Here is a 12,203-nt window from a genome sequence, read left to right as displayed (position 1 = left end):
GTGAAGGGGCTTCCCTCGCATGCGATGCGAGGGAAGCCCCTTTCGCGTTACCGACGGCGCTTCACATCTTCCCGAGTACATGAAGGCCCCCTTCCTGTACCTAGGCGCAAGGAAGGGGGCCATCATGTACTTCACTGCGAGCCACGCGAACGCGGAGCCCGCGCTCACCTCACGCGGAACCTGAGGCCGGCCCCGCGTTGGCGTCGAAGGAGTCGCCCGCGTAGTCGGAGTCGAGCACGGAGACGGAGTACGCGGCGGGCGCGGCGAGCATGGCCACGACACCGACGACCAATCCGGCCTTCACGAGCGTGGCGGAGGCCCCCTTGGCCACTCGCGCCAGAACCAGCACGACAAGGGCGAGCACGCCGAGCGCGAGCGTTCCCCATTTCGCCCACGGCAGGAAGTTGGGGTAAGCGGACCACAGCCAGGCACCCCAGGCCAGTTCGACCGCGAGCGCGAGCGGCAGGAGCCACGCCTGCCTGCCACCGCCCTGGTACGCCCGCCAGAACAGCACGATGCCGAAGGCGGAAAGCGCGGCGATCGCGGGCGCGAGAGTGGCCACGTAGGCGGTGTGCGCGACCTCGCTCGCGCTGAAGACGACGGTGAAGGTCGCCAGCCACACCCCCCACAACACCAAGCCGCCGCGCACCGGGTCGGTACGTTCGGCCCGGCGCCGCCACCAGAGCCCGCAGGCCAGTGCCAGCAACGCGAGGGGGAACAGCCAGGCGATCGCGACACCGAGGTGGCCGTCGAACAGCTTGTACCAGCTGAACACCGGGTCCACCCGGCTCGCGACCTTCGACGGGTCCTCCGGCGGCGGCGGATCACCGCCCGGCCCCACGATCACATCGCCGTTGGGCAGCACCATCACGTCACCCGGCTTCAGCTTGCTCGGGTCCCGTCCCGCCGGGCCCGGCCCCGCCTGACCCGGACCCGCTTCACCCGGCCCCGCCTGACCCGGACCCGCTTCACCCGGCCCTGCCTGACCCGGACCGGCTTCACCCGGCCCTGCCTGACCCGGACCGGCTTCACCCGGCCCCGCCTGACCCGGACCCGCTTCACCCGGCTCGCCCTTCGAGCCGCGCAGCTTCGACCGGTCCAGCGGATTGTCCGGCGGACCGAGCACCGGCGGTCCGGCCATCCGGCCGGTGGGAGGCAGCGCACCGGGAACGTCGATCCCCACCCGCCCGAGGCCGTTGTAGCCGAACACCATGGCGGCCGCGCTGTTGTTCGTGGTGCCACTGACATAGGGCCGGGCACTGGCCGGCGTGAAGGTGTAGAGCGCGATCCACGACAGCGAAACCGCGAGCGTCACCACTCCGGCGATCGCCACGTGCTTCACCCGGCGACGCAGTTCGGTCGGCGCGGTCAGCAGGTAACCGATCGCCAACGCGGGCAGGATCATCCACGCGGTGATCATCTTGGCCTGGAAACCCAGCCCGACCCAGACGCCGGCCCAGAGCAGCGACCGGAGCCGTGCTTCCAGCACGGCGCGCTGGAAGGCGTCGGCCGCCAGCACCAGGCACAGGGTCAGCAGGCCGTCCGCCATGCTGTGCCCGAACATGGACGCGGCGACGGGGGTGAAGGTGAGGATCGCCGCGGCGAGCAGACCGGGGACCACACCCGCCCATCGCCGCACGACCCGGTACAGCACCAGCACCGAGAGCACGCCGCCGATCACCTGCGGCAGCGCCAGCGACCAGGCGTGAAAGCCGAAGACCTTGGCGAAGACGGCCTGCACCGCGAACGAGCCGCCGAGCTTGTCGAGTGTGGCCGTCGCCTCCGGGTCCACGGCGGCGTAGAAGAACGCCTTCCAGCTCTCGGACATGCTCCGGACCGCGTCCGAATACAGCGGCGCGTAGTCGACCCGCGGCAGGTTCCAGGCATAGAGCACCGCCGCCACGAAGGCGATGCCCAGCAAGGCGGGCCGGGCCCAGGGCGGTTGTCCGGACGGGGAACGCCAAAGCATCCAGCGGGGTGATCCGGCTTCGGGCACCGGATCCGGACTCGGTGACGGTTGAACGGTGAGCGTTTCGGACATTCGGTTACCTCCCGGCACGATACGGCGCCCCTGCCGTACCGACTGATCGAGTTCTTCGTGTGCTGCGGTCTCAGCTGTCGTCGCGGGAGACGACAGGCCAGGTCGTTTCGCGATAGGCACCGTCCGGCGAGATCTTGCGGGCATGTCCGTCCAACTGCTCGAACAGATCCTTTTGCGGCCCGTTGAGCATCAGCATCTGCGAGGAATAGAGCTTGAGCGCCTCGAACTTCCGGGTCCGTGCCTCGGCTTCGACCACGACGGCCTCGGGCTCGCCGAGCCGGAACCCCGACGGCAGTTCGGCCGAGCCCATGCCGAAGACCGCGTGGGGAAGGTCTTCCCACAGCCGGACCGGAAGATCCTTCTCCGCCGCGATGAGCAGCGCGGCGTCCCGCGTGATCTCGTTGTCGACGTGATGGCTGATGGCCGCGCAGGTGACGAGCAAGGTCGGCTCGAATTCTCGGACGAGCGCTTCGATGTCGTCCTGCACCGCGGCGAACAGCTCCGGGTCGCTCTGCGAAGTCTGCCTGCTGATCGCCAGCTTCTTGCGGCCCTCCACGTTGTCGGCCAGCCAGCGGCCGTCGGGGAGCTTGCGATAGATGGCGTCGAGGAACCGGCCGTGCCGGTGGCCGACCCCCAGATGTGCCAGCGCGGCGATGTCCTCGTTCCGTCGATGCAGCGGCGCGTCCTGCTCCGGCGAAAGTCCCCAGATCGAGTGCATCCGCTCCGCCGCGGGCGAATAAGGAGGCGGCGCCGTACCGGCGAACACCGTGGTGACGAGCACTTCCGCGCCGTCCTGCGCCGCCTGCGCGAGGCCGGCGCCGAAGGACAGGACCGCGTCGTCCAGATGGGGGGAGAGCGCCAGTAGCCGGAGGTCTTGAGACATAGCGTCACTTTCGCGTCAACGGTGCCACGGGACAACAGGTGAAGGCTGGACGAGCCGCCGGCCGGATCGACGGGTCACACGGAAACGGCGGAATTCTTCCGCCTGACCGCGGCCAGCAGGCGCTCCGCGGTGGCGGCGGCCCCGTCTTCGCGGATCATGCCCGCCACTTCGGTCGCCCTGGCCTTGGTCTCCGGGCGCAAGACCGCGGCGAGCGACGCCGGCAGGGAGTCGAAGCTCGGGGAGGGATCGTGGTGTGCCGCGCCGATCCCCAATGCGGCCACCCGGTCCGCGTAATAGGGCTGATCCGTGTGCCGGGCGACGATGATCTGCGGGGCACCCGCTCGAGCGGCCACGTGCGTCGTACCCGCGCTGCCACCGTGGACGACGGCGGCCACCCGGCCGAACAGGACCTGGAGGTTCACCTCGTCGACGGCGAGACAGTCGGGCCCTTCGTCGGGCAGGGACAGTTCGGCCCAGCCGCGGGAAAGGATCACGCGGCGGCCTTCGGCCCGGATCGCCCTGATGACCGACGTCGCCAGCTCCCCGGTGCCGAGCGCGGTCGAACTGCCGAAACCCACGTACACCGGCGGTGTCCCGGCGTCCAGGAACGCCTCGACCTCCTGGGAAAGGGGGCGTTCGTCGGGCAGGATCCACGAGCCGGTCTGCACGGCGTCCAGGCCCGGCTGGAGCGGGGCCAGCACCGGATCCGTCGCCAGCCACGGCCGATCGGTGTAGCCGTAGTCGAACAGGTTCTCCAGCGGAGCCAGGCCGACCGCTGCCCGCCTGCTGTTGAGAGGACCGGCGAACCGCTCGTAGAACCGCTCGTGGCGCTGCTCCCACAGCACCCGGTTGTCGGTCACGCCCGGCGTGGTCCGTTCGTCCAGCGGCGGCGCGAAATGCGAGGACGGCAGATAGACGGGGCTGTAGGCGGCGTAGTGGTACGGGATGCCCAGCTTCTCGGCCACCGACCGCACGGAGACCGCGGCGGCCATCTCCCCGGTCACCACCACCACGTCGGAGCCTTCGGCCGCGGCCGGGACGTTGTCGAACTGCATGTCGATCGCCTCGGCCGCGAACCGCCGCTCGTCCTCGGGCGACGGTGGCGGCATCCCTTCCTGCAACATCACCCGCTGCTTCACCCCGACCGGCACGTGGGCGACACCGACCTCCTCCAGCCGCTCCGCGGCGGGGGGCGGAGCGCACATCCGCACCTCCGCGCCGAGGTCGCGCAAACGCACCGCCAGTGCCACCAGAGGTTCGACGTCTCCTCGTGATCCGCACGTCGACAACAACACACGCATTCCGCACCTCTGTTCCGATGGGCTTTCTCAAGGACAAATCTCTGTCACGCGGACCGTCTCGACCGACTCCAGGTGCCCTGGACGGCGCAGTTCCGGGCCGACCGGCCCCGCCCCGACGCTCCTTTGCCCGTCACCAAGGACGTTTTCCTGATGCCGATGCCGTTCCGAGCTATGCGCACTGCGTCATTCGAGAGGTGAGTCGACCTGCCGCCGGCGCCGGGTCTTGAAGTCCGTGAAGGCCTCCTTGAGGGACCCTGGGTCTCTCAAGGAGGCCTTCACGGACTTGCCACCCACACGACACCCTTGCCTTACCCCTCGACAGACCGGAGTCCGTCAACGACCTTGCCGCTTGTACAGCGCTTGCCAGAGGTAGCTCCACGGCGGGGCCCACTCGTCGGCGACGCAGTGCCAGTCGGGGCCCGGCACGTAGGCCTCGACGTAGTTCCGCGCCTGCGCTTCGACGGCCCGGTTGTCGTGGATGTCGATGATCTCCGTCAGCAGCCCGGTGCTCAGGGCGAGCGCGACGGCCTCCTCGCCGCGCGCGTGCGAGTCCAGGCTCTTGTCCATGTACTTCCCCACCGGGTTGTTCACGTAGAAGTGGCGGCACCGCTGATCGATGAGGGCGAGGTAGGACCGCACCGTCTCCGCGCTCATCTCGGCCATCGAGTCGATGTTGAGGCAGAGGTCGAAGTTCCGGTCCGCCAGCGTGCTTTCGATCGCGTCCACCGGCACGAAGTCGACCTTGGCGAACTGCTCCTCGGTCAGGACCGCGGCGAGGTACTTCCGCGACAGTTCCAGGGTGTTCGGCAGGTCGACGACGCAGTATCCGGAGATCTCGTGATTGGAGATGATCGCGTGGGCGGTCCGCCCGTACCCGGCGCCGATCTCCAGTACCTCGGCCTGGTCCAGGTCGACCCGGTTCGCGATGAACTCCAGTTCCAGCGCGGCCCGCAGATAGTCCAGGTCCACCTGCTCACCGTGGTAGGTCACCGAAATCGGATCACCCACTTCGCGGTGGCGGATACGGGTCAGCCCCGCCCAGGCGTCCTTGCTCAAGCTGCCGGCCAGGCCATAGATCAGCGTCTTCAGGAACCGCACGCCGTTCGTCTGCACGTTGACCAGCGCGAGCCGGTAATTGACCTCGCTGTTCTTGAATCCGGCCAGGTCGGCGATCATCTCCCGGTTGAGGTGTGCTTCACCGATCTGCTGCCACATCCTGCTGGCTTGATACGTTCGGGTGGCGGTGTCCGGTTGGTCGATCATGGCCGGTCTCGAACCTTTCTCGAGGGACGAAAGGGAAGCGGGTCGGGGGCGATGGTTCACGCGGGAACGGACGTCTTCTGCCGGTTCACCGCGTCGAGCACCAGTTCCGCGGCCACGGTCGCCCCGTCGGTGCGGATGGTGGCCGCCACGGCTTCCGCCCTGGTGCGGGTTTCCGGCGCCAGCGCGGTGGTGAGGGCGGCGGACAACGAGGCGTAGGTCGGTGTCCGGCCTTCGTGTGCCACCCCGATGCCCAGCTCGGCGACCCGGCCGGCGTAATACGGCTGGTCCGCGATCTGGGGGATGAGGATCTGGGGAACGCCCGCACGGGCGGCCACGGTCGTCGTGCCGACCCCGCCGTGGTGGACGACGGCGGCCACCCGGCCGAACAACCGCTGCTGGTTGACCTCGCCGATGGCCAGGCAGTCCTCCTGGTCGTCGATCAAGGTCAGATCGGCCCAGCCGCGGGAAAGAACCACCCGGCGGCCCTGGGCGCGGATCGCCTCGATGGCGACTTTCGCGGCGTCGGCGGGAGCGTGCAGGCTACCGAAGCCCACGTACACCGGAGGTGACCCGGCGGCGAGGAAGGCCTCCAGTTCCGCGGACAGCGGCCGTTCGTCGGGCAGGGTCCACGCGCCGGTCTGCACCGCGCCGAGGTCCGTCGGTCGCAGCGGGGCCAGTACCGGATCCGCCGCCACCCACGGCTGTTCGGTGTAGCAGTAGGTGAAGATGTCCTCCACGGGCGGCAGGCCGATCTCGGCCCGTTTGCCGTTGAGCGTTGCCCCGTAGCGCTTCAGGGCGCTCAGCTTGTTCCGTTCCCACAACTCCCGGATTCCGGTGCCTTCCGGGGCGGGCGGCTCGCCGATGGGCGGCGGCGGCGCGTAGTACGGCGACGGCACGTAGATCGGGCAGTAGAAGGCGTAGAAGTAGGGAATGCCCAGCTTCTCGGCCACCGACCGGACACCGACGGCCGCGGGCAGCAGGCCGGTCGTCACCACCGCGTCACAGCCCTCGGCGGCCGCCGGGATCTCGTCGAACTGCACGGTGATCGACTCGGTCATGAACCGGGCCATTTCCTCGCGCGAGGGCGGGGCCTTCCGGTCCGCCTTCGGCCGCGCCGAGCGGCCGACCGGCACCAGCGGCAGCGCGAACTCGGCCACCCGGTCCGCGGAGTCCGGGGGCGCGCACAACCGCACCTCCGCGCCGAGCTCCCGCAGCCGGACCGCCAGCGCCATCAGCGGCTCGACGTCGCCGCGGCTGCCGGACGTCGACAACAAGACACGCATCATCTGCTTCCCCGTTCGGTAGGTTGTCGCCCGTCAGGCGGGAACAGCGGGCTTCTCCCGGCCTGCCGCGTCGAACAGCTCTTCCGCGGCCACCGTCGTCCCGTCGGTGCGGATCGTGCCCGCCACGACCGCCGCCCGTGCGCGGGTGTCCGGGGCCAGCGTCGTGGTGAGCGCGGCCGACATGGCCTCGAAGGCCGGGATCGGACCCTCGAGTGCCACACCGACACCCAGTTCGGCCACCCGATCGGCGAAGTACACCTGCTCCACGACGTTGTCGATCACGTTGCGCACCACGATCTGGGGGACACCCGCCTGCGTGGCCACATACGTCGTACCCGTGCTGTCGTGGTGGATGGCGACGGCCACCCTGGCGAAGAGTTCCTGGAGATTCACTTCACCGACGACGAAACAGTCGGCGTCGTCTTCGGGCAGGACCATGTCGGCCCAGCCACGGGAGGCGACGATCCGGCGGCCCTGGGCACGGATCGCCTCGATGGCCACCTGCACCGCGCCGGCGGTCGTGGCTCCGGACGAGCTGCCGAAACCCACGTACACCGGCGGCGGGCCGTCGGCCAGGAATGCCTCCAGCTCCGCGGGAAGCGGCCGTTCGTCCGGCAGGATCCACGCGCCGGTCTGCCGGGCGTACGCACCGCCCGGCGGCGGAGCCAGGATCGGATCCGTCGCCAGCCAGGGCTGCTCGGTGTAGCCGTAATCGAACAGGTTCTCCACCGGGGGCAGGCCGATCCCGGCCCGTCTGTCGTTGACCACCCCACCGAAATGCTTGTCGGAGCCCTGGTTGTACGACTCCCGCTGGGCGGCGTCGTGCCACGACGGCAGATGGTCCGGAGACCAGACGGTGTAGTGGTACGGGATGCCCAGCTTCTCGGCCACCGAGCGCACGGCGACGGCGGCGGGCAGCAGACCGGACGCCACCACCGCGTCACACCCCTCGGCGGCCGCCGACACCTTGTCGAACCACTCGCCGACCACCTGGGTGACGACTTCGGGCGCACCGGGCGGCGGTTCGCCGGGCTCGCGTGCCCCCGCCCGCACCGGACGGCCGACCGACGTCATCGGCACCCCGACCTCGGCGCACCGCTCCGCGTAGTCCGGCGGCAGGCACATCCGCACCTCCGCGCCGAGTTCCCGCAGCCGAACCCCCAGTGCCACCAACGGTTCGGTGTCCCCGCGAGAGCCGCACCCCGAAATCAACACACGCATTTCCGCCTCCGTTGTTCCGTCCGATCCCCGCCCACGGCGCACCCTCCCGAACCGCGTCGGTGTCACACGGGGTGGTGCGGCAGCCACTTCATCCCGTCGGGCGAAGTGACCAGCCCGCCGGGGAAGAGCGGCACCTCGGGCTCGGCGTCCTCGCCGAGCAGCGCCTTCATCTGCACCTGGCCCGCTTCCTGCATCGCCTGTTTGACCACCTGTGACTTGAACATCGGCACCATGTTGTCCCCGTCGCCGCCTGCCATCTCGTCCACGGCGGCGGCGAATTCCGCGCTGCGCTCGGTGATCCGGTTCGCGGCGGTCAGCGCCGTCTCACCGGAGGACACGCCGCCGATCAGCTCGACGAAGGACTCGATCTCGGTGTGCTGGTTGTTCGTGACCTTCTTGGCCTGCCAGAAATACGATTCCTCGTTCACGTTCATTTGGTAGAACGAGACGAGGAACTCGTAGAACACGCCGTACTCGCGGCGATACCGCGCCTCGAACTCGTTCAGCACGGTCTTCTCGTCCAGGTCGCCCGCGAGGACGCTGTTGATCGACCGCGCCGCCAGCAGCGCGCTGTAGGTCGCCAGGTGCACGCCGGAGGAGAACACCGGGTCCACGAAGCAGGCGGCGTCGCCGATCAGGATCATCCCCGGGCGCCAGAAGGTCGTCTGCTGGTACGAATAATCCTTGCGGACACGCAGTTCGCCGTACTTGCCGGTGGTCACCCTGGTCGCGTTCGCGAGGTATTCCGAGATCAGCGGGCACTCGGCGATCAGCGCGTTGAGCGCCGCCTCCCGGTCACCCTGGATCTTGTCGGCGTCCTCCCGGCGGACCACGGCGCCGACGCTGGTCAGCGTGTCGCTCAGCGGGATGTACCAGAACCAGCCGCTGTCGAAGGCCACGCTCAGGATGTTGCCCGAAACCGGCTCCGGCAGCCGCTTGCCGCCCTCGAAGTACCCGAACAGCGCCAAGCTGCGGAAGAACTCCGAATAGTTCCGTGTGCCGCCGACGTGGGAGTACAGGCGGCTCTTGTTGCCCGACGCGTCGACCACGAAACGCGCCGACACCACACGCTCGTGGCCATCGGGGTCGGTGTACCGCAGCCCGGTGACGCGCTCGCCCTCTTCCACCACGTCGTCGACCGCGCACCCCTCGCGCACGACCACGCCCTTGCTCTTGGCGTTGTTCAACAGGATCTGGTCGAACTTCGCCCGCTCGACCTGATAGGCGTGCGACGTCGAACCGGCCATCTTGGAGGAGATGCCGAAGTGGAACGTCCACGGCTCCGGACGGGCGCCCCAGCGGAACGTGCCGCCCCGCTTCAGCGGGAAGCCGGAGTTGGCCAGCTCGTCGGAGACGCCGAGCATCCGGCACACCCCGTGGACCGTGGCGGGCAGCAGCGACTCACCGATCTGATATCGCGGGAACACCTCTTTTTCGAGCAGCAACACCCGATGCCCCTGCATGGCGACGAGGGTGGCCAGGGTGGAACCACCCGGCCCGCCACCGGCCACGACCACATCGAAATCTTCCACCGACATATCCCCACCATTCCTCGATCGAGTGTCAATCCGTTGTGGCCGCCGAACCTTTTGTGCCCCGCCGTGCGTCACCAGGTGACCGGCACCTGATCAGGGCAGTCGACGAACGCCTTGCGAAACTTCACTTCTTCGATGGGCACGGCCAGCCGCAGTCCGGGAAAGCGGCGCCACAGGGTCTGATAAGCCATCCGCAGCATCGACCTCGCCACCGCCGCGCCGATACAATAATGGATTCCGTGCCCGAATCCGACGTCCGAGACCGAATCCCGGTTCGCGTCGAATACGTTGGGCTCCGGGGTCAGCGCGTCATCCCGGTTGGCCATGAGAATGGAACAGAGGACATAATCCCCCGCTTTGATCAGCCTGCCGTCGACGACCACGTCCTTGATGGCGAGGCGCGGATTCGGCTGCTGGACGGGCGACAGATAACGCACCAGTTCGGCGACCACGCGATCGGCCTTTTCCGGGCCCGCCGAAAGCAGCGGTATCTGGTCGGGATTGTCCAGCAGCGCGAAGACCCCGAAGCCGATCATCCCGGCGACGGTTTCCACCCCACCGAGGATCAGCGCCGTGCACAGGCCCTTCAGTTCCTCGTCCGTGACGGTGTCACCGTGGTCGCGCACGAGCATGCCGAGGAATCCGTCGTCGGGATCCTTCCGCTGCCGTGCGATGAACCCGTTCAAGTACCGATTGAACGCCGCACTGTCGGCCGCCCTCGCCTTGAGCCCCCGGCCCAGATCGACGTTCCGCCGGATCCGGCGGACGAACTCACGCCGATCGTCGCGCGGGATGCCGAGCAGTTCGCACAGGACACCCGCGCCGACCGGGTCGGCGAACAACCCCTGGAGATCCGCGGGCGGTCCCTCGGCCTCCACCATGTCGAGCCGATCGTCGATGAGGCGTTGGATCGCGGGTTCCATCCGGCGAATCCGCCGGAGTGTGAACTCGGGCGTCAGCATTCGTCGCAGACGGGTGTGGTCCGGCGGGTCGTAAGTCGATATCTGCCCGACGAACTGGGACTCGACGTGCGCCCCGGACTCCCCTTGCGTGAACACCGGACGCGTCGAGAAATTCTCGTGATCCCCCAGGATCTTGCGGACCACCTCATAGCCACAGGCTTGCCAGACATAGTCTCGGCCCAGTTGAGCGGACGCTTCCCCGACGATGCGGAACAGCGGGCCGTGCGCCCGGAGGTCGAAATTGTCCGCATGCGGATCGCACTTCGTCCGCAGTTGGAAGTTCGCCGGCTCCCGCAGGAGTGGCGCGGCCTGATCGATACCGTTCCCCATGTCGAGTGGAAGCTCCTTAACTGACCGGGAATGCGTTTCGTGCCTTGTCGACCCGCCCCGTCGTCGGCTCCAGTTTCATCGGTCGCCGAGCGGAGGTCCAGCGCCTCGCGTGGACGACCCCGCCGCCCGGGAACGGCCGGGGCCGATCACCACGCGACCAGCAGGGAAGTCAGTCCGTACGCGGGGGTGGTCAGGCGGAACATGTTCCCCTGCTCCGGATCCGCGAGTTTCAGGGTGGGAAAACGCTGCCACAGCATGGTGTAGAACGTGCGCAGTTCGAGGCGGGCCAGAGCGGCACCCAGGCAGTGATGGATGCCGTGGCCGAACGCGACATGGGAAACGGGCTCGCGGGTGAGGTCGAGGCGTTCCGGATCCGGTACCAGCGCGGGGTCACGATTGGCCGCGGGGAGGGAACAAATGACGCTCTCCCCTCTTTTCACCACCTGGTCCCCGATGGTGACGTCCTCCTTGGCGATCCGCGGCGTCGGGGCATAGGGCACCGTCAGATACCGGATCAGCTCGTCGACCGCCCGTTGTGCCGACTGCTCGTCGCCCCGGAACGCCTCGATCTGCTCGGGATGCCGCAGCATCGCCAGCACACCCAGCCCGATCATCCCGGAGATGTTGTCGTCGCCCGCCAGCATCACCTGAACGCAGAAGCCCCTCAGCTCCTCGTCCGTGGCCTCGTCCCCGTATTCGGCGATCACGGCTCCGATCAGCCCCTCGCCCGGGTCCTTCCGTTCCCTGGCGATCATCGCCAGCAGGTAGCGGGAGAACGCTTCACCCGCGGCCGCGCGCCTCTTCTGGCTTCGGGCGGGGTCGAGATGCCCGTGGCACAGCTGCATGAACATGGCGCGGTCGTCGCGCGGCACCCCGATCAGCTCGCACAGCACGGCACCGGGGACCTCGTCGGCGACGAGCTCGATCAGATCCGCCGGCGATCCCGCCTGTTCCAGGGCATCGAGACGATCGGACACGATCTGTTCGATGTAGGGCCGCAGGCGCTGCATCTTGCGCAGGGTGAAGCCGGGCGTCAGCTTCTGCCGCAGCCGCGTGTGCTCCGGCGGGTCGTAGTCCATCAGGTTGCCGACCAGTTCGCGTGGCCGGAAGATCCCTTCCCCGCCGATCTCGTCCCGCCGGTCCCAGCGGCGCCGGGTGCTGAACCTCTGGTGATCGCCCAGCACCTGCCGCACGACGGCGTGCGTGGTGGCCATCCAGGTCGTCACGGCGTCCGCGCCGGAGCCGACGGTGACCTCCGTCAGCGCTCCGGCGGCGAGCAGTTCGTCCGCCGGGTCGAGACCCTGCCGCCGGATGTGGACCGGGCGCGAATCGTCACCACTCAAAGGAAAAGCTCCTCTGCTACAAGACGAGCCGAACCACCCGT

General features: G+C 68.6%; 9 protein-coding genes. All 9 read right to left on the bottom strand.

Annotation, left to right across the window (positions count from 1 at the left end):
• Positions 1–169: 169 nt before the first annotated feature.
• The 9 genes from P3102_RS06935 to P3102_RS06895 all read right to left on the bottom strand — a co-directional run bounded on the left by P3102_RS06935 (position 170) and on the right by P3102_RS06895 (position 12,162).
• A complete protein-coding gene (locus P3102_RS06935) occupies positions 170–2,041 on the bottom strand; it encodes a glycosyltransferase family 39 protein (RefSeq protein ID WP_276367487.1) in 1,872 nt (623 codons plus the stop codon).
• Positions 2,042–2,111: 70 nt separating this feature from the next.
• Complete coding sequence (locus P3102_RS06930; protein WP_276367486.1) at positions 2,112–2,924, bottom strand: PIG-L family deacetylase; 813 nt, start codon at positions 2,922–2,924, stop codon at positions 2,112–2,114.
• A 74-nt stretch (positions 2,925–2,998) separates the two neighbouring features.
• Complete coding sequence (locus P3102_RS06925) at positions 2,999–4,225, bottom strand: glycosyltransferase (RefSeq protein ID WP_276367484.1); 1,227 nt, start codon at positions 4,223–4,225, stop codon at positions 2,999–3,001.
• Between the two features lie 333 nt (positions 4,226–4,558).
• On the bottom strand, positions 4,559–5,488 hold the full coding sequence (locus tag P3102_RS06920) for a putative sugar O-methyltransferase (RefSeq protein WP_276367483.1): 930 nt from the start codon (positions 5,486–5,488) through the stop codon (positions 4,559–4,561).
• Positions 5,489–5,544: 56 nt separating this feature from the next.
• On the bottom strand, positions 5,545–6,771 hold the full coding sequence (locus P3102_RS06915; protein WP_276367481.1) for a glycosyltransferase: 1,227 nt from the start codon (positions 6,769–6,771) through the stop codon (positions 5,545–5,547).
• Between the two features lie 33 nt (positions 6,772–6,804).
• On the bottom strand, positions 6,805–7,992 hold the full coding sequence (locus P3102_RS06910) for a glycosyltransferase (protein WP_276367479.1): 1,188 nt from the start codon (positions 7,990–7,992) through the stop codon (positions 6,805–6,807).
• A 62-nt stretch (positions 7,993–8,054) separates the two neighbouring features.
• Positions 8,055–9,530, bottom strand: coding sequence for a tryptophan halogenase family protein (locus P3102_RS06905; protein WP_276367476.1), 1,476 nt, complete (start codon positions 9,528–9,530; stop codon positions 8,055–8,057).
• Between the two features lie 68 nt (positions 9,531–9,598).
• Complete coding sequence (locus P3102_RS06900; RefSeq protein ID WP_276367475.1) at positions 9,599–10,819, bottom strand: cytochrome P450; 1,221 nt, start codon at positions 10,817–10,819, stop codon at positions 9,599–9,601.
• A 146-nt stretch (positions 10,820–10,965) separates the two neighbouring features.
• A complete protein-coding gene (locus tag P3102_RS06895; RefSeq protein WP_276367473.1) occupies positions 10,966–12,162 on the bottom strand; it encodes a cytochrome P450 in 1,197 nt (398 codons plus the stop codon).
• Between the last annotated feature and the right edge of the window lie 41 nt (positions 12,163–12,203).

Origin of the sequence: Amycolatopsis sp. QT-25 (assembly GCF_029369745.1) — a bacterium.
Taxonomy (GTDB): domain Bacteria; phylum Actinomycetota; class Actinomycetes; order Mycobacteriales; family Pseudonocardiaceae; genus Amycolatopsis.
The sequence above is the reverse complement of the archived record's forward strand: the minus strand, read 5'-3'. Positions and strand labels throughout refer to the sequence as shown.